The following is a 19,267-nucleotide window of genomic DNA, read 5'->3' as shown; positions in this document are numbered from 1 at the left end:
ACGGATGTAATAATCCTAAAAAGGGCATCATTTGATGCCCTTTTTCTGCGTTGTTTTATGAAGAACCTATCTCATCACTAGTTGATCATCAACTACTGGTGAGATAGGCTCTCACGCAACGAATGGTGAGTATCTCGAAGAATACGAAACTCATGCTGGATTATGACGCCAAGTCAGATACAATTGCATCTGTCCCTAATTTTGGTCTGATTTGTTTTGCAACAGCGAGGCAGTCCGGCTGACTTTTTTATTTCATGGTTACAGGTTGGTTTATGAGTGCGAATAGCGAAGCTCAACAAAACGGCCGTGGTGCTGACATTGCCAAGTGGTTAGTGGTCGCAGTTCTGCTGATCGCAGCCATCGGCGGGAATTACTACTTCCGCGAATTTAATCTTGCGCTGCGTGCGCTGGCAGTTGTTGTCGTCATCGCATTAGCCGGTGGTATTGCACTGTGGACAACGAAAGGCAGAGCGACACTGACTTTTGCCCGCGAAGCACGGGTTGAAATGCGTAAAGTGATCTGGCCTACACGTCAGGAAACACTGCATACAACACTGATCGTTGCGGCAGTCACAGCGGTTATGTCGTTAGTGTTATGGGGCCTTGATGGTATCCTTGTCCGTCTTGTTTCCTATATAACATCCTTCTGAGGTTCTAAAGATGTCGGATTCTCCTAAAAAACGTTGGTATGTCATCCAGGCTTTCTCCGGATTCGAGAGCCGGGTTGCGCAGTCTCTGCGTGAACATATCAAAATCAACGGGATGGAAGATTCATTTGGCGAAGTCATGGTGCCAACGGAAGAAGTCGTCGAGATCCGCAGCGGTCAGCGCCGCAAAAGTGAGCGCAAATTCTTCCCGGGCTATGTCCTGGTCCAGATGGTGATGAACGATGCATCCTGGCATCTGGTGCGTAACGTACCGCGTGTAATGGGATTCATCGGCGGAACATCCGATCGTCCTGCACCGATCAGCGATAAAGAAGTTGATGCGATTATGAACCGCCTGCAGCAGGTGGGTGATAAGCCGCGTCCGAAAACGCTGTTCGAGCCGGGCGAAATGGTCCGTGTTTCCGATGGTCCGTTTGCAGACTTTAATGGTGTTGTTGAAGAAGTCGACTACGAGAAGAGCCGCCTGAAGGTATCAGTCTCTATTTTTGGTCGTGCAACACCGGTCGAACTGGATTTCAGTCAGGTCGAAAAACCATAACGGTTTTTTTTCCGGGCTTGCAAAGGGCGGGAAATTTATCTACAATTTCGCGCCTTTTGTTTTTCAGGGGTTCGCGTTTTTTACGCGGGCCTGTATTCATAGGGGAGCCGGGATAACCGGCGCTATTACCCATATTGAGGATTTTTTAAATGGCTAAGAAAGTACAAGCCTATATCAAACTGCAGGTTGCAGCTGGTATGGCAAACCCAAGTCCGCCGGTTGGTCCTGCACTGGGTCAGCAGGGTGTGAACATCATGGAATTCTGTAAAGCGTTTAACGCCAAAACAGACAGCATGGAAAAAGGTTTACCAATCCCGGTTGTTATCACCGTTTATGCTGACCGTTCTTTCACTTTCATCACTAAAACTCCGCCAGCGGCAGTTTTACTGAAGAAAGCTGCAGGTCTGAAATCTGGTTCCGGCAAACCGAACAAAGAGAAAGTAGGTAAAATTACTTCTGCTCAGGTTCGTGAGATTGCTGAGACTAAAGCAGCGGATATGACTGGTGCCGATGTAGAAGCTATGATGCGTTCTATCGAAGGTACTGCTCGTTCCATGGGCCTGGTAGTGGAGGGTTAATCGATGGCTAAACTGACCAAGCGCATGCGCAATATCCGTGAAAAAGTTGATGCGACCAAACTGTACGACATCAATGAAGCCGTAGCCCTGCTGAAAGAATTAGCGACTGCTAAATTCGTTGAAAGCGTTGACGTTGCCGTTAACCTGGGTATCGATGCACGTAAATCTGATCAAAACGTTCGCGGTGCAACTGTACTGCCAAACGGTACCGGTCGTTCTGTCCGTGTCGCTGTGTTCGCACAGGGCGCTAACGCTGAAGCTGCTAAAGCTGCCGGCGCAGAACTGGTTGGTATGGAAGACCTGGCTGACAAAATCAAAGCCGGCGAAATGGACTTCGACGTTGTTATCGCATCTCCGGATGCAATGCGCGTTGTTGGCCAATTAGGTCAGATCTTAGGCCCGCGCGGCCTGATGCCAAACCCGAAAGTAGGTACTGTAACGCCTAACGTTGCTGAAGCTGTGAACAACGCTAAAGCGGGTCAGGTTCGTTACCGTAACGACAAAAACGGGATCATCCACACCACTATCGGTAAAGTAGATTTCGACACTGATAAACTGAAAGAAAACCTGGAAGCTCTGCTGGTTGCGCTGAAAAAAGCAAAACCATCTTCAGCGAAAGGCGTGTACATCAAGAAAGTCAGCCTGTCTACCACCATGGGTGCGGGTGTTGCAATCGACCAGTCTGGTCTGACTGCTGCTGCTTAATATCTGCGGATAGTAAGCGCTTTACATTGGGGTCAGGTTTCTGTAGAATCTGACGCCCAATGTTTGCTGTATTTGATTTAGTGAAATTATCACGGAATCAGGCACAGCTCAGAATTTCGGTTGGAGCCCGGCCTTTTCCGGGCCCCGTCCAAGACCGCAGGTGTAAGTGATTACTTAATTTTCCTGCGTAGACGGTGACAGAGCCACAAGAATTTTATTCGAGTATTCTGCTCACCGTGTTTTAGCGCTCTCCACCTTCCGGTGCTGAGTGAAGTGAGTTCCGGGGTTGTATTACCCGGCTAAACCAGGAGCAAGAAGCTAATGGCATTAAATCTTCAAGACAAACAAGCGATTGTTGCTGAAGTCAGCGAAGTTGCCAAAGGTGCGCTGTCTGCAGTTGTCGCGGATTCCCGTGGTGTGACTGTAGATAAAATGACCGGTCTGCGTAAAGCATGTCGTGAAGCTGGCGTTACTGTACGTGTAGTACGTAACACCCTGCTGCGTCGTGCTGTTGAAGGTACCTCTTCTGAGTGCCTGAAAGACGTATTCGTCGGTCCTACCTTGATTGCATTTTCTCATGAACACCCGGGCGCTGCTGCTCGTCTGTTCAAAGAATTCGCGAAAGCGAACCCTGCATTCGAGATTAAAGCCGCAGCCTTTGAAGGTGAGTTAATTGCAGCGAAAGATATCGATCGCTTAGCAACACTCCCGACTTACGAAGAAGCAATCGCGCGCCTGATGGCAACCATGAAAGAAGCCTCTGCAGGCAAACTGGTTCGCACTCTGGCAGCGTTACGCGATCAGAAAGAAGCTGCTTAATTGCCCTTTCTTTTCTTCGTTGCTTTTTAACGTATAAACTTATTCTGAATTTTAGGAACATATCGTATGTCTATCACTAAAGAACAAATCCTGGACGCAGTTGCTGAAATGTCTGTAATGGACGTTGTTGAACTGATCACCATGATGGAAGAAAAATTCGGCGTTTCTGCTGCTGCTGCTGTAGCAGTTGCTGCGGGTCCTGCTGAAGCTGCTGAAGAGAAAACTGAGTTCGACGTTATTCTGAAAGCTGCCGGCGCTAACAAAGTTGCAGTAATCAAAGCTGTTCGCGGCGCAACTGGTCTGGGCCTGAAAGAAGCTAAAGACTTAGTTGAAAGCGCACCTGCTGCACTGAAAGAAGGTGTGAGCAAAGATGAAGCTGAAACTCTGAAAAAATCTCTGGAAGAAGCTGGCGCGGAAGTTGAAGTTAAATAAGCCACTTTTTGCAGTAGCAGCCTGAAAATGGCTGATGGCTGGTGACTTATTGGTCACCAGCCTTTTTGCGCTAATGCGCATGCGTGTGTTTTCGGGGTAACAGTTGTGTTATCTGACACCCGCAAACTCTCCGAATACTTTTTTCTATTGACGACTTAATATACTGTGTTTATGACTGCGATTCGCTCGGGTAGCTCGGTAGTCAGCAGCGCAATGAAATGATTTAAGAGTAATAGCAATGGGTATTAACAGAAAATGTTCAATTTTCTGTCCAAATTAGATAGTTGTAGCGACTGTCCGTCCGATACGGGCAGGCCGGGTCACTGATCAAGCGAGCTGAGGAACCCTATGGTTTACTCCTATACCGAGAAGAAACGTATTCGTAAGGATTTTGGTAAACGTCCGCAAGTGCTGGATGTACCGTATCTCCTTTCTATCCAGCTGGATTCATTCCAGAAATTCATTGAACTCGATCCGGACGGTCAGAACGGCCTGGAAGCCGCGTTCCGTTCCGTTTTCCCGATTCAGAGCTACAGTGGTAATGCTGAACTGCAATATGTCAGCTTCCGTCTGGGTGAGCCGGTATTTGACGTTAAAGAATGTCAGATCCGCGGCGTAACCTTTTCCGCACCGCTGCGCGTAAAACTGCGTCTGGTTGTTTACGAGCGTGAAGCACCGGAAGGCACAGTTAAAGATATTAAAGAACAGGAAGTTTACATGGGCGAGATTCCGCTCATGACTGAAAACGGAACGTTCGTTATCAACGGTACTGAGCGTGTTATCGTTTCTCAGTTACACCGCAGCCCGGGCGTGTTCTTTGACAGTGACAAAGGTAAAACACACTCTTCCGGTAAAGTGCTGTATAACGCACGTATCATTCCTTACCGTGGTTCATGGCTGGATTTCGAATTCGATCCGAAAGACAACTTATTTGTCCGTATTGACCGCCGCCGTAAATTACCGGCATCGATCATTCTGCGTGCGATGAATTTCAGCACCGAAGACATTCTGAACCTGTTCTTCGAAAAAACCACCTTTGAAATCCGCAACAATAAACTGACCATGACCCTCATTCCTGAGCGTCTGCGTGGTGAAACCGCATCCTTCGATATCGAAGCGAACGGTAAAGTTTATGTTGAGAAAGGTCGTCGTATCACTGCCCGTCATATCCGCCAGCTGGAAAAAGACGAAGTCAACCAGATTGAAGTGCCTGTTGAATATATCGCAGGTAAAGTGGTTGCGCGCGATTACATCGATGAAGCGACCGGCGAATTAATCTGTGCGGCGAACATGGAAATGTCACTGGATCTGCTGGCGCGTCTGAGCCAGTCCGGTCACAAAACCATTGAAACCTTGTTCACCAACGACCTGGATCACGGCGCCTACATGTCAGAAACCCTGCGTGTGGATCCGACCAACGATCGTTTAAGCGCACTGGTAGAAATCTACCGCATGATGCGCCCTGGTGAGCCGCCAACCCGCGAAGCTGCTGAAAACCTGTTCGAGAACCTGTTCTTCTCTGAAGATCGTTATGATCTGTCTGCGGTCGGCCGCATGAAGTTCAACCGTTCATTGGGTCGTGATGACTCTGACGGTACCGGGATCCTGAGCCAGCAGGACATTACTGATGTCATGAAGAAACTGATCGACATCCGTAACGGCCGTGGTGAAGTGGATGATATCGACCACTTAGGTAACCGTCGTATCCGTTCTGTCGGTGAAATGGCAGAGAACCAGTTCCGTGTCGGTCTGGTCCGTGTTGAGCGTGCGGTGAAAGAGCGTCTGTCACTGGGTGATCTGGATAACCTGATGCCTCAGGATATGATCAACGCCAAGCCGATTTCTGCTGCGGTTAAAGAGTTCTTTGGTTCCAGCCAGCTGTCCCAGTTTATGGACCAGAACAACCCGCTGTCAGAAATTACTCACAAACGCCGTATATCAGCATTAGGCCCGGGCGGTCTGACCCGTGAGCGTGCCGGCTTCGAAGTACGAGACGTTCACCCGACTCACTACGGTCGCGTATGTCCTATCGAGACCCCTGAAGGTCCGAACATCGGTCTGATCAACTCCTTATCTGTTTATGCACAGACTAACGAATATGGTTTCCTGGAAACCCCGTACCGTTTAGTGCGTGACGATGTTGTTACCGATGAAATTCATTATCTGTCTGCAATCGAAGAAGGTAACTTCATCATTGCACAGGCAAACACCGTGTTAGATGACGAAGGTCACTTCGTTGATGAACTGATCACCTGCCGTAACAAAGGTGAATCCAGCTTATTCAGCCGTGATCAGGTTCAGTACATGGACGTTTCCACCCAGCAGGTGGTTTCTGTCGGTGCATCCCTGATCCCGTTCCTGGAACACGATGACGCCAACCGTGCATTGATGGGTGCGAACATGCAACGTCAGGCGGTTCCGACTCTGCGCGCTGACAAGCCGCTGGTTGGTACCGGTATGGAACGTGCGGTAGCGGTTGACTCCGGTGTTACAGCCGTAGCCAGACGCGGCGGTACTGTTCAGTACGTTGACGCATCACGTATCGTTATCAAGGTAAATGAAGATGAAATGTATGCCGGCGAAGCGGGCATCGACATCTACAGCCTGACCAAATATACCCGTTCTAACCAGAACACCTGTATCAACCAGACTCCTTGCGTATCGCTGGGCGAGCCGGTTGAACGCGGTGACGTGCTGGCTGATGGTCCGTCAACTGACCTCGGCGAACTGGCACTGGGTCAGAACATGCGCGTGGCATTTATGCCATGGAACGGTTACAACTTCGAAGACTCCATCCTCGTGTCCGAGCGTGTGGTTCAGGAAGACCGTTTCACCACTATCCACATCCAGGAACTGGCTTGTGTGTCCCGTGACACCAAACTGGGGCCGGAAGAGATCACCGCCGACATCCCTAACGTGGGTGAAGCAGCGCTCTCCAAACTGGATGAATCCGGTATCGTGTATATCGGTGCGGAAGTGAAAGGCGGCGACATTCTGGTCGGTAAAGTGACACCGAAAGGTGAAACACAGTTAACCCCGGAAGAGAAACTGCTGCGTGCTATCTTCGGTGAGAAAGCGTCAGATGTGAAAGATTCATCTCTGCGCGTACCGAACGGTGTTTCCGGCACGGTTATCGACGTCCAGGTCTTTACCCGCGATGGCGTGGAAAAAGACAAGCGTGCTCTCGAAATCGAAGAGATGCAGTTGCGTGACGCGAAGAAAGACCTGACCGAAGAGCTCCAGATTCTGGAAGCCGGTCTGTTCAGCCGTATCCGTTCCGTTCTGATCAACGGCGGCATGGAAGCTGACAAACTGGACAAACTGCCGCGCGAGCGCTGGCTGGAACTGGCTCTGACTGATGAAGAAAAACAGAATCAGTTAGAACAGCTGGCCGAGCAGTATGACGAACTGAAATCTGAGTTCGCCAAGAAACTGGAAGCGAAACGCCGCAAAATCACCCAGGGCGATGATCTGGCACCGGGCGTGCTGAAAATCGTTAAAGTGTATCTGGCTGTTAAACGTCAGATCCAGCCTGGTGATAAAATGGCGGGTCGTCACGGTAACAAAGGGGTTATCTCAAAAATTAACCCTATCGAAGATATGCCATACGATGAAAAAGGTAACCCTGTTGACATCGTACTGAACCCGCTGGGCGTACCATCGCGTATGAACATCGGTCAGATTCTGGAAACCCACCTGGGTATGGCTGCGAAAGGCATCGGTGACAAAATCAACCAGATGATCAAAGAGCAGCAGGAAATCGCGAAATTACGCGAATTCATTCAGAAAGCCTATGACCTGGGTAATGACCCGCGTCAGAAAGTGGATCTGAACACCTTCAGTGATGAAGAAGTTCTGCGTCTGGCGAACAACCTGAAAAAAGGTATGCCGACAGCAACACCGGTATTCGATGGTGCAAAAGAGCAGGAAATCAAAGCATTACTGACTCTGGGTGGCTTACCGACTTCCGGTCAGATCACACTGTTTGATGGTCGTACCGGCGAGCAGTTCGAGCGTCAGGTTACCGTCGGCTATATGTACATGCTGAAGCTGAACCACCTGGTTGATGACAAGATGCATGCGCGTTCTACCGGTTCTTACAGCCTGGTTACCCAGCAGCCGCTGGGTGGTAAGGCGCAGTTCGGTGGTCAGCGCTTCGGGGAGATGGAAGTGTGGGCACTGGAAGCATACGGTGCCGCTTACACCCTCCAGGAGATGCTGACTGTGAAATCGGATGACGTTAACGGTCGTACGAAGATGTACAAAAACATCGTCGACGGCAGTCATCAGATGGAGCCGGGAATGCCGGAATCTTTCAACGTATTGCTGAAAGAAATCCGTTCCCTCGGTATCAATATCGAGCTGGAAGACGAGTAATTACCGTTGTGGCTGCCCGTGGTACACGGGCAGCACCAGTAAATCTGGTTTAAGGGACAAACAGACGACCGTTTGTCTCACAGGTCTAACTCCGACAGGAGCCATTTCGTGAAAGACTTATTAAAGTTTCTGAAAGCGCAAACCAAGACCGAAGAGTTTGATGCGATCAAAATTGGTCTGGCCTCACCTGACATGATTCGTTCATGGTCATTTGGTGAAGTGAAAAAGCCGGAAACCATTAACTACCGTACGTTCAAACCTGAGCGTGACGGGCTTTTCTGTGCGCGTATCTTCGGGCCGGTAAAAGATTACGAATGTTTGTGCGGTAAGTACAAACGTCTGAAACACCGTGGTGTGATTTGTGAGAAGTGTGGTGTTGAAGTGACTCAGACTAAAGTGCGCCGTGAGCGCATGGGTCACATCGAACTGGCATCACCGACTGCACACATCTGGTTCCTGAAATCACTGCCGTCCCGTATCGGCCTGCTGCTGGATATGCCGCTGCGTGATATCGAACGTGTTCTGTACTTTGAATCTTATGTTGTTGTTGAAGGCGGGATGACCAGCCTGGAGCGCAGCCAGATTCTGACAGAAGAACAGTATCTCGACGCTCTGGAAGAGTTCGGTGATGAGTTCGACGCGAAAATGGGTGCGGAAGCCATCCAGGCATTGCTGAAAGCAATGGATCTGGAACAGGAAGTCGAAAACCTGCGCGAAGAACTGAATGAAACCAATTCAGAAACCAAACGTAAGAAACTGACCAAGCGCATCAAGCTGCTGGAAGCGTTCATTCAGTCCGGTAACAAACCGGAGTGGATGATCCTGACAGTGCTGCCGGTGTTACCACCGGATCTGCGTCCGTTAGTTCCGCTCGATGGTGGTCGTTTTGCGACATCAGATCTGAACGATCTGTACCGTCGTGTGATCAACCGTAATAACCGTCTGAAACGCCTGCTGGATCTGGCTGCACCTGACATCATCGTACGTAACGAAAAACGTATGCTGCAGGAAGCCGTGGATGCGCTGCTGGATAACGGCCGTCGTGGTCGTGCAATTACCGGCTCTAACAAGCGTCCGCTGAAATCGCTGGCAGACATGATCAAAGGTAAACAGGGTCGTTTCCGTCAGAACCTGCTCGGTAAGCGTGTTGACTATTCCGGTCGTTCTGTAATCACCGTAGGTCCTTACCTGCGTCTGCATCAGTGCGGTCTGCCTAAGAAAATGGCACTGGAACTGTTCAAACCGTTCATCTACGGCAAGCTGGAACTGCGTGGTCTCGCAACCACCATTAAAGCCGCCAAGAAAATGGTTGAGCGCGAAGAAGCGGTCGTATGGGATATCCTGGATGAAGTTATCCGTGAGCACCCGGTTCTCCTGAACCGTGCACCGACACTTCACCGTCTGGGTATTCAGGCGTTTGAACCTATCCTTATCGAAGGTAAAGCTATCCAGTTACACCCGCTCGTTTGTGCGGCATATAACGCCGACTTCGATGGTGACCAGATGGCGGTTCACGTCCCTCTGACCCTGGAAGCGCAGCTCGAAGCCCGTGCCCTGATGATGTCCACCAACAACATCCTGTCACCGGCAAGCGGCGATCCGATTATCGTACCTTCTCAGGACGTTGTTCTGGGTCTGTACTACATGACCCGTGACTGTGTTAACGCCAAAGGCGAAGGCATGGTACTGAACGGTTCAACCGAAGCTGAGCGTGTATACCGCGCCGGTCATGCGTCTCTGCATGCCCGTGTGAAAGTCCGTATCACTGAAGAAGTGAAAGACGGCGAAGGTAATGTCACCAAGCGTACCAGCATGATTGATACCACTGTCGGCCGAGCCATCTTATGGCGTATCGTTCCGCGTGGTCTGCCTTACTCACTGGTTAACCAGCCGCTGGGTAAAAAAGCAATCTCCAAAATGCTGAACACCTGTTACCGTATTCTGGGTCTGAAGCCGACCGTTATCTTTGCTGACCAGATCATGTACACCGGTTTTGCCTACGCTGCCCGTTCAGGTGCATCTGTTGGTATCGATGACATGGTTATTCCGGAGAAAAAAGCCGGGATCATCGCGGAAGCGGAAGCGGAAGTGGCCGAAATCCAGGAGCAGTTCCAGTCTGGTCTGGTTACCGCCGGCGAACGTTATAACAAAGTTATCGATATCTGGGCCGCAGCCAACGAACGTGTTGCCAAGGCGATGATGGAAAACCTGTCTGTTGAAACCGTGGTTAACCGCGACGGCGAAGAAGAACAGCAGGTTTCTTTCAACAGTATCTTTATGATGGCCGACTCCGGTGCGCGTGGTTCTGCCGCACAGATTCGTCAGCTGGCCGGTATGCGTGGTCTGATGGCGAAACCGGATGGTTCCATCATCGAAACGCCAATCACCGCGAACTTCCGTGAAGGTCTTGACGTACTCCAGTACTTCATCTCAACCCACGGTGCGCGTAAAGGTCTGGCGGATACCGCACTGAAAACAGCAAACTCCGGTTACCTGACCCGTCGTCTGGTTGACGTGGCACAAGACCTCGTCATCACTGAAGATGACTGTGGTACGCACGAAGGTATCGTCATGACCCCGGTTATCGAGGGTGGTGATGTTAAAGAACCTCTGCGCGACCGCGTATTAGGCCGTGTGGCTGCTGAAGACATTCTGAAGCCGGGTACTGCGGATATTCTTATCCCGCGTAACACCCTGCTGCACGAAAAACAGTGTGACCTGTTAGAAGAAAACTCTGTCGACAGCGTGAAAGTACGTTCCGTTGTAAGTTGCGAAACTGACTTCGGTGTCTGTGCGAAATGCTACGGCCGTGACCTAGCGCGTGGTCACATCATCAACGCCGGTGAGGCGGTGGGTGTTATCGCGGCACAGTCAATCGGTGAACCGGGTACACAGCTGACGATGCGTACGTTCCACATCGGTGGTGCGGCATCCCGTGCTGCTGCAGAATCGAGCATTCAGGTCCGTAACAAAGGTACAGTGAAACTGTTCAACGCGAAGCTTATCGGTAACACTGCCGGTAAACTGGTGGTGACTTCACGTAACACTGAACTGCGTCTGATCGATGAGTTCGGCCGTACCAAAGAAAGCTATAAAGTGCCTTACGGTGCTCAGCTTTCCAAAGGTGACGGTGAAGCCGTCAACGGCGGTGAAACGGTCGCTAACTGGGATCCGCATACCATGCCGGTTGTCAGTGAAGTATCCGGTGTTATCCGCTTCACAGATATGCACGATGGTCAGACCATCACCCGTCAGACTGATGAATTAACCGGTCTGTCCTCACTGGTTGTTCTGGATTCTGCAGAACGTACCACCAGTGCGAAAGAAATGCGTCCGGCACTGAAAATTGTTGATGCACAGGGTAACGATGTTCTGATCCCGAACACGGATATGCCTGCCGCTTACTTCCTGCCGGGTAAAGCGATTGTTCAGCTGGATGATGGTGTTACCATCAACGCCGGTGACACGCTGGCACGTATCCCGCAGGAATCTGTCGGTACCAAGGATATTACCGGTGGTCTGCCGCGCGTTGCGGATCTGTTCGAAGCGCGTCGTCCGAAAGAGCCTGCGATCCTAGCTGAAATCAGCGGTATCATCTCGTTCGGTAAAGAGACCAAAGGTAAGCGTCGTCTGGTGATCACACCAATCGACGGCAGCGATCCGTATGAAGAGATGATTCCGAAATGGCGTCAGCTCAACGTGTTCGAAGGCGAAATGGTTGAACGTGGTGACGTCGTATCCGATGGTCCGGAATCACCGCACGATATCCTGCGTCTGCGCGGCGTGAATGCGGTTGCCCGTTATATCGCGAACGAAGTCCAGGAAGTTTACCGCTTACAGGGCGTTAAGATTAACGATAAACACATCGAAGTTATCGTTCGTCAGATGCTGCGTAAAGTCACCATCACCTCTGCGGGAAGCTCTGAGTTCCTCGAAGGTGAGCAGGTTGAATATGCACGCGTGAAAGTGGCAAACCGTCTGCTGGAGCAGGAAGGTAAAATCCCTGCAACCTTCGAACGTGATCTGCTGGGTATCACCAAAGCGTCTCTGGCAACAGAGTCCTTTATCTCTGCGGCATCGTTCCAGGAGACCACCCGCGTTCTGACCGAAGCGGCCGTTGCGGGTAAACGCGACGAACTGCGCGGTCTGAAAGAGAACGTCATTGTGGGTCGCCTGATCCCGGCCGGTACCGGTTTCGCGTACCACCAGGATCGTATCCGCCGCCGTCATCTGGCAGAAACTGCCGATGCAGCACCACAGCCGGTCAGCGCTGATGAAGCAACAGCTAACTTAGCTGAGCTTCTGAACGCGGGCTTCGGTGGCAGCAAAGAGTAAGTGATACAGCAATGTAACTGACTGAACAGCCCTCCTTTTTAAGGAGGGCTTTTTTGTGCAGAACAGCAAGCAAACGGGCATATTATGCGCAACGTATTGTTTATTTTTATGATTTTATTTTCTGTCGCCGGTATCAGCCGGGCGGCGGAAGCCCCTTCCGATTCACAGGAATGGTTACTGAAAGATGAATCACCGGTACTGATTCAGGTAAAAGAACCGCAGGTGATTTTCGCACCGGTCGCCGGTGTGATGCAGGGGGTTGCGGAACTGAACCCGTCACACGGTTTTTATATTTATCCGATGAAAGGGGAATTCCGTGAGTTACAGTTTGGCAATGACCGCGGTTTTATCAGCAGCGAACATCTGTCAGATAAAAAACCCAAAGTCGTGCCGCCGCTGGACACACTGAATGAACTCAATAATCCTATTTATGATTATCTGATAACCATCCGTAACACCAATGTATTTGGCACGCCGGATGAATTGAAATCCCCGGTTGCCACTCTGTTTGGTGATCTGCGTTATCCGGTGCTGGCTAAAATGGTCAGGGAAAACCGGGAGGGTGAAAAAATTGTCTGGCTGACTATCCGCCTGGCAGACAGGCTGGCGTACATCCGTTTATCGGATGTGGAGCTGGATAAAGGGATCCCGATCCTGACGTATCACCATATTCTGAAAGACAGCGAAAACAGGAATTTCCGTCATACCTCGACCACCACATCCGTTGAGGCCTTTAAGGCACAGATGGATTATCTGAAGCAGGCCGGTTACCGGACGATTTCCCTTGATGACGTGGCCGGTTATCTGGCGAAGGAAAATAACCTGCCGGGCAAAGTAGTGGCGCTGACGTTCGACGATGGCCTGAAATCGGTTTACCGCTATGCTTATCCGATCCTGAAGCAGAATGATCAGAAAGCCACCCTGTTTGTGATTTCCTCGCGGGTGAAATCAAAACCGCAGAAATGGGCACCTGACGGATTACAGTTTATGTGCTGGCCGGAGCTGATGCAGTCACGGGATGTGTTTGACATTCAGTCACATACCCACTTTTTGCACCGTCTGGATAACCGCAAAAACCCGATTATTTTCAGCCGCAAAGAACATACACTCCTGCTGGATTACCAGCGTTCACAGCGCGTACTGGCGAAACTGAATCCGGAACAGCATTATCTGGCTTATCCTTTCGGGGCATATAATCAGGATGCGATGGATGCCGCACAGCAGGCGGGTATGACGATGGCTGTCACCACCATTCAGGGGAAAGTCCGCCTCGGCGATAACCCGTATGCGCTGAAACGTCTGTATGCACTGCGTACTGACCCGATTGAGAAATTTGCCACCATGATTGGCAACAGTGGTCCGGAAGTGGTGAATAAAGATATTGTTGTTGACCGATAGCATGATTTTTCTATAACGACTCACGGCCTGATAATCACGATTATCAGGCCATTTTTTTGCGGGATAGCGCGCTTTTTGCCCGACAGTAATGGAATAATTTAAATCTTAATATTTTTATTAGTTCAGAAATATCCACTATCAAAAAGCGCATTTTTCCTGTTTAACGATAATTTGTTAATTTAATTATTAATATTCAAGATTTTATAAAAGTGACATATTTCATTACATCTTTGTTTCTTTGGCTGTCATTTAAAGGGAGCATAACAAATTGTAATATAATGCGTTTTTCTTTATTTACCCGCGCAGTGAATACTGATTATCGGATTATCATGCCAAAAATATCATAATCAGCCTTTTTCTCAGTGTTATATTCCTATTCTCACACCATTTTCAACGAAAGATAAATATTTCGTGCCATGCCGCCGGTCAGCCATGCTTTACAGTCTGTTATGTGAAATCTATTATTCCCTCCCGCGCTTGCCCGGTGTGCCGGATGAAGCGTAATGATACCGTGCCGGACGGTATTTCTGCCGTGCCGGTTTGTTTTCTGATGGGTTCTGCACAGCACTGTCTGGCGACAACGGTGTGCAGAATTCGTCTGTCCTTATTTATGGAGCCGGCATGATCCCGTCCGTTTCTGAATTGTTGCCGGGGCAGTCCGGCCTGGTATTTACCTGCAAAATCGGCCGGTTGCCGGAACAGACCTTTCAGGTCACCGAGTTTTCACTCAGTGAATCCCTGTCCTCACTGTTTTCGCTGACCCTCAGCGCCGTCAGCCTGCTGCCGTCGATCACCTTTGAGGATCATCTCGGCTCTGCCGCCTCACTGACGGTCACCCGCAACGGTGTCAAAGTGCGTACCGTGCAGGGGCTGCTGGCCTCCGCTGAACAGGGCAATACCGACGGCAACAAAACCTGGTATCACTTTCTGATCCGCCCGGAAATGTGGATCATGACCCTTAACCAGGACAGCCGTATCTTCCGGCAGCAATCGGTGCCGGAAGTCCTCGCCACCCTGCTGGATGAGGCTCACGTCAAAAATGACCTGAAATTTTACGACGGTGAACTGCACGGGAAGCGCGATTACATCACCCAGAAGCGGGAATCAGCGTATGATTTCTGGTGCCGCCTGGCGGCAGAGGAAGGGATTAATTTCTGGTTTGAGGAAGGCCCGGTACTCTTTTACAGTGACAGCCATCTCGGCATGACTGCCGGTATTCACCTGACCTACAACCCGCAGGCGGATACGGACACCGGTGACAGCACGGCATTCTCCTGGCGCTACGCCGAAAAGCTGTGCAGTGATATTCAGATCCGGAAAGATTACAACCCGCAGAATCCCTCCTACCCCCTTGAACATCAGCTGACCGGGGATATACACCGGCAGCACGGTACCTTTGAAAGTTACGGTCGTTTTCAGCAGGATGAGCCGGGCGGCTACTTTACGATGCTGCGCTATGAACAGTCCCAGAATGAACGCCAGACCGGCAGCGCGGGCACCAACTGTTTTGCCCTGAGGCCGGGGAAAATCTTCACCCTGAAAAACCACCCGTCAGGGGTGATGAATCAGTCGTGGCAGGTGATTACGGTTAACCATCGGGGTACCCAGCCGCTGGCGGATAACAGCGGCGGTGAAGGCACCACCTTCAGTAATACCGTGCAGTTCATTCCCGGCTCCCGCGAATGGCGGCCGCCGTACCGTTTCCGCCCGCAGGCGGACGGTGACGAGCTGGCAACGGTGGTCGGGCCGGACGGAGAGGAAATCTACACTAACGATCAGGGTGAGGTGAAAGTCTATTTTCACTGGGACCGCTACGGCAGACCGGATCACAGCGCTTCCTGCTGGGTACGGGTTGCCCATGGCTGGAACGGGGACGGTTTCGGCTTTATGTCGGTACCGCGTATCGGGCAGGAAGTGATTATTTCATATCTTAACGGGGATATTGATCGTCCGGTCATCACCGGCTGCACCTATAACGGGCGCAACCGTCCGCCGCTGAACCTGCCGAAAGAGAAAACCCGCACCACATTCCGCACCAAAACCCATAAAGGGGACGGGTTTAATGAGCTGCGCTTTGATGATTTGGCCGGTCAGGAAGAGGTGTATATTCATGCTCAGAAAGACATGAATGTGCATGTCGAAGATAACGCGACCTGGCATATACAAAATGACCTGAAACGGCGGATCGATCATAACAGTTATACCGAACTGGCCGGTGATGAGCATGTCATTATTGACGGATCACAAAAACATCAGATAGCCGGGGATACCTCGCTGCATATCAAAGGTGAACAACATACCCGGGCAGACAGAAACCTGGTGACATCCAGCGGACAGCAGACACATCACGTCAGTGACGGAAAAATCATCATTGAGGCCGGAACAGAAATCACCCTTAAAGTCGGCGACAGCTTTATCCGTATTACTCCGGGGGCAATTTTTTCGTCCGGTAATATGAATGTCGGCGACAATGCACCCGGCGGCGGTATCCCTGTCCGGCTGCAGCCGCCGGACGGGGTACCGCCGGCTGAACCGCCGCATCCGGCGAAAAAACACTGTGCGCTGGCCTCACAGCATCCGGGCGGCCTGATGGTTAAACCGGCCGGGGAGGCATGAGAGGTATGAAGACAACAGACTGGCGGACATGGCTGACATCGGACAGTCAGCATGACGTTTATTTTCTGCTGAATAAGCTGGCCCGCCCTGATCCGTCAGACCTGTTTTACCGGTATGACTGGATTGATGAGGCGCAGCCGCTGTATGCCGGCACACCGTTGTCACACCTGGGCTCAGCCGGCCCCTGGCTTGTCCGCGTCAAATGGCAGGCCCTGTCCGGAATGGGGCAGTATCTGGATAACAACCCGTTTCCGGATGAAAGCTGGGGCTGGGCCTATCACAGTACCGGCAGCTGGGATGCACAGATAACCCACTGGCAGCACTACCAGCGGATGCTGTTTGAGGGGGAGGACTGCATTTTGCGGCTGTTCGATGCAAGAATTGCGGCTGTGATTATCCCTGCCTGCAAACCGGCAGACTGGGCTTCCCTGCTGGCGCCGGCCGCCGGCTGCTGTATCCCGTCCCCGGACGGCAATATCATCCTGAGCCGTCCCGCAGATACCGGCACAATTGTACCTTCCGGTCTTTTTGTTCCGGGCCGCCACCTGACAGAGGCCTGGAATAACTCTGCGCAGTCACGGCGTAATATCACCGATAATTTTTATATTCAGTTCTGGGAGGATCATTCTGAGCTGGCTCTTCAGCTGGATGAACCTCCCGGCCGTCTGATGGCGCTGATTAATGATTACATGGATACCTGCCGGGAGGATCTGACGGATGTGACCTGGGCAGGCAATGCGCTCTTTATCCGTTATCTGACAGACCAGAATATTATTCACCCGCAGACAGGGATTACCGATGCAACCTGACACAGTAAAGTATAATGACCCTTATTGCACAGACTGCGCTAAATTAAACGCCTGGATTGAGTGTGTGCTTGTTGATGAATTTAATAAACCTCTGGCAGGCCTCCATTACACACTCACAGTCAGGGGGGGCGGTGTCAGAAAAGGATGTACTGATAAGCAGGGGTATTTGCGGCAGGATAATTTACCGCGCACACTGGCAACTTTGACCCTCGATGCTCAGGCACTCACTGATGAAATGGAGGATCGTCCGCTGCGGACACTGCGGGGAGAATTCCATTCTACCGTGAAACCGGCGGCGGAATCCGTAAACCGTGGCTACCGCTATGCTGTCATCGGTGAATTGTGTGACAAAGCCCCGGATATCCCGCAGTGGAAACAGTCCCGTTTTGGGCTGCCTCATTACCATTTTCCGGATGAAGACAAATTTAACGGACAGACTTTCTTCAATACCGACTGGAACCGCTGTCATGTCATTGAGGTATGTCCGTTCAGAGCATGGTCTTTAATTCTCCGCCATACCCCGGACTACGATATGGTGAATACCTATAATCTGGGGCTGCTGTCCCTGCTGGTGTATAAAGATGAGGTTATGGCCGATCCGAATGAAACTGAGGATATGCGCGAATATATCCGGAAACCAGATACCACCGCCTCGTTTTTTTATCAGCAGTGCTTTGATTTATCCCTGGCACCGGTACTTAAAGACAGTTTTAATTACCCGGCCATCGTCACTGATGTGCCGTTCAGAGAACGTTACAGCCCGGCGGTATTTCTGGATGCCTCGCAGTCAAAGGATTATGAAAAAGGTGACCATGACACAAAAATGTTTTTTGTGGAAAATGCGTCACAAATTATCGTGGCGTGGCGTGGCGCGGCACGGCAAGTAAGCGAAGCATACTGACCGATGCAACCTATCAGCCGATCTCCTGCCCGGCAGAATTAGTTCCCGGCGGTGAATCAAAAGTTCACCGGGGTTTTCTGGAGGCATATCAATGTATCGGGCAATATTTCGGTAAAAAAATTAAAGAACTGAGCAAAACTACGAAGAGAAAAAATTTATTTATCACCGGCCACAGCCTGGGCGGCGCACTGGGGTTATTGCAGGCGGCAGCACTGAGAGATAATCATCCGCTCCTGTACACCTACGGAATGCCGAGGGTCCTGACTATCAGCGGTGCAAAATCCCTGTCATCCCTGATTCATTTCCGTCATGTCAATGATGCTGATACGGTGACCAGCGTTCCGTTTGATACCAATATGGACAGCTGGCTCTTCGACGTCGGCGGCAGTCTGGGCACGATACTGGGTGGACTGTGGACCTCTTTTACTATGTCAACCATCCCGTTGCAAAAAAGTCTGCCTGATTTCGGGGAAGTGTATTGCCATCATGGTCATCCGGTCAGCTTTTTCAGGGCCCGGCAGATTGGAGAGGAAAAAATTCCCAGCAAAAGCGGGCGGGAAAACGACTTTACCGGCACGAAACGCTGGCGTATGAACGGCGAATACCAGTTCTACCTGTTCCCGGAGATACAGGCATCGATCAATAAAGACCTGCAGAACGAACAGGCTGAACTGATGCGGTTATCAGAGGCGGATAAACGCATGCTGGAAGATGTTTTCCGGCCGTTAAATAACCCCCGGTTAGACACACTGATTACCATGCCGCTTGACCATTTTATGGGCAGTCAGTATCAGGTTATTATCAATAACCGGCTGCTGAATATGTTAGCACCGGAAAAAACGCCGGTATTAAATGTTGCTAAACAACGTTTTGAGACCCTGATTAATCATCACGATGCTTATCCGCTGAATGCAAAACGGAATACGACCTTTATTGCACTCGAAGACAGCCTGAAATATGCCGTCACGCAGGACATCAATAAAAATACGTTACTGAAACAAGCCATTGAGCGCTACAAGGAAGATACTTATGAAATTACGGTGTCATAAAAACATATTACCGCTCTTACCTATATTATTACTGTCACTGTC

The 19,267-nt window shown here is 50.7% G+C and carries 14 protein-coding genes; all 14 read left to right on the top strand.

Annotated elements, in window-relative coordinates:
- Positions 1-272 precede the first annotated feature (272 nt).
- The 14 genes from secE to N7387_RS17290 all read left to right on the top strand — a co-directional run bounded on the left by secE (position 273) and on the right by N7387_RS17290 (position 19,225).
- Positions 273-650, top strand: coding sequence for a preprotein translocase subunit SecE (gene secE / locus N7387_RS17355; protein WP_025154592.1), 378 nt, complete (start codon positions 273-275; stop codon positions 648-650).
- A 10-nt stretch (positions 651-660) separates the two neighbouring features.
- On the top strand, positions 661-1,206 hold the full coding sequence (nusG, locus tag N7387_RS17350; protein WP_025154591.1) for a transcription termination/antitermination protein NusG: 546 nt from the start codon (positions 661-663) through the stop codon (positions 1,204-1,206).
- A 149-nt stretch (positions 1,207-1,355) separates the two neighbouring features.
- On the top strand, positions 1,356-1,784 hold the full coding sequence (gene rplK / locus N7387_RS17345; RefSeq protein ID WP_004238484.1) for a 50S ribosomal protein L11: 429 nt from the start codon (positions 1,356-1,358) through the stop codon (positions 1,782-1,784).
- 3 nt (positions 1,785-1,787) lie between these two features.
- Positions 1,788-2,489: a 50S ribosomal protein L1 gene (rplA, locus tag N7387_RS17340; RefSeq protein ID WP_025154590.1), complete on the top strand. Its 702-nt coding sequence runs from the start codon at positions 1,788-1,790 to the stop codon at positions 2,487-2,489.
- 321 nt (positions 2,490-2,810) lie between these two features.
- Positions 2,811-3,308: a 50S ribosomal protein L10 gene (gene rplJ / locus N7387_RS17335; RefSeq protein WP_004242307.1), complete on the top strand. Its 498-nt coding sequence runs from the start codon at positions 2,811-2,813 to the stop codon at positions 3,306-3,308.
- Positions 3,309-3,374: 66 nt separating this feature from the next.
- On the top strand, positions 3,375-3,740 hold the full coding sequence (gene rplL, locus N7387_RS17330; protein ID WP_004242306.1) for a 50S ribosomal protein L7/L12: 366 nt from the start codon (positions 3,375-3,377) through the stop codon (positions 3,738-3,740).
- A 348-nt stretch (positions 3,741-4,088) separates the two neighbouring features.
- A complete protein-coding gene (gene rpoB / locus N7387_RS17325) occupies positions 4,089-8,117 on the top strand; it encodes a DNA-directed RNA polymerase subunit beta (protein WP_279800449.1) in 4,029 nt (1,342 codons plus the stop codon).
- A gap of 108 nt (positions 8,118-8,225) precedes the next feature.
- Complete coding sequence (gene rpoC, locus N7387_RS17320; protein ID WP_025154588.1) at positions 8,226-12,452, top strand: DNA-directed RNA polymerase subunit beta'; 4,227 nt, start codon at positions 8,226-8,228, stop codon at positions 12,450-12,452.
- Between the two features lie 84 nt (positions 12,453-12,536).
- Positions 12,537-13,850 carry a polysaccharide deacetylase family protein gene (locus N7387_RS17315; RefSeq protein WP_262868462.1) on the top strand — a complete coding sequence of 438 codons (1,314 nt, stop codon included), beginning with the start codon at positions 12,537-12,539 and terminating at the stop codon, positions 13,848-13,850.
- 493 nt (positions 13,851-14,343) lie between these two features.
- Positions 14,344-14,475 carry a hypothetical protein gene (locus tag N7387_RS17310; protein ID WP_262861373.1) on the top strand — a complete coding sequence of 44 codons (132 nt, stop codon included), beginning with the start codon at positions 14,344-14,346 and terminating at the stop codon, positions 14,473-14,475.
- Entirely contained in the window at positions 14,472-16,466 is a 1,995-nt protein-coding gene (tssI, locus tag N7387_RS17305; protein ID WP_279800447.1) for a type VI secretion system tip protein TssI/VgrG, read from the top strand. The genes N7387_RS17310 and tssI overlap by 4 nt, the downstream gene beginning before the upstream one ends.
- Before the next feature lie 5 nt (positions 16,467-16,471).
- Positions 16,472-17,275 (top strand): DUF4123 domain-containing protein, encoded by an 804-nt coding sequence (locus tag N7387_RS17300; RefSeq protein ID WP_279800446.1) that lies wholly within the window; start codon positions 16,472-16,474, stop codon positions 17,273-17,275.
- A gap of 166 nt (positions 17,276-17,441) precedes the next feature.
- Positions 17,442-18,176: a hypothetical protein gene (locus tag N7387_RS17295; protein WP_279800445.1), complete on the top strand. Its 735-nt coding sequence runs from the start codon at positions 17,442-17,444 to the stop codon at positions 18,174-18,176.
- The gene (locus N7387_RS17290; RefSeq protein WP_279800443.1) at positions 18,137-19,225 is read left to right on the top strand and encodes a lipase family protein; all 1,089 of its coding nucleotides are present in this window, start codon (positions 18,137-18,139) and stop codon (positions 19,223-19,225) included. Before N7387_RS17295 ends, N7387_RS17290 begins: the two co-directional genes overlap by 40 nt.
- Positions 19,226-19,267: the final 42 nt, after the last annotated feature.

This window comes from Morganella sp. GD04133, assembly GCF_029835375.1.
GTDB lineage: Bacteria > Pseudomonadota > Gammaproteobacteria > Enterobacterales > Enterobacteriaceae > Morganella > Morganella morganii_B.
The sequence above is the reverse complement of the archived record's forward strand: the minus strand, read 5'-3'. Positions and strand labels throughout refer to the sequence as shown.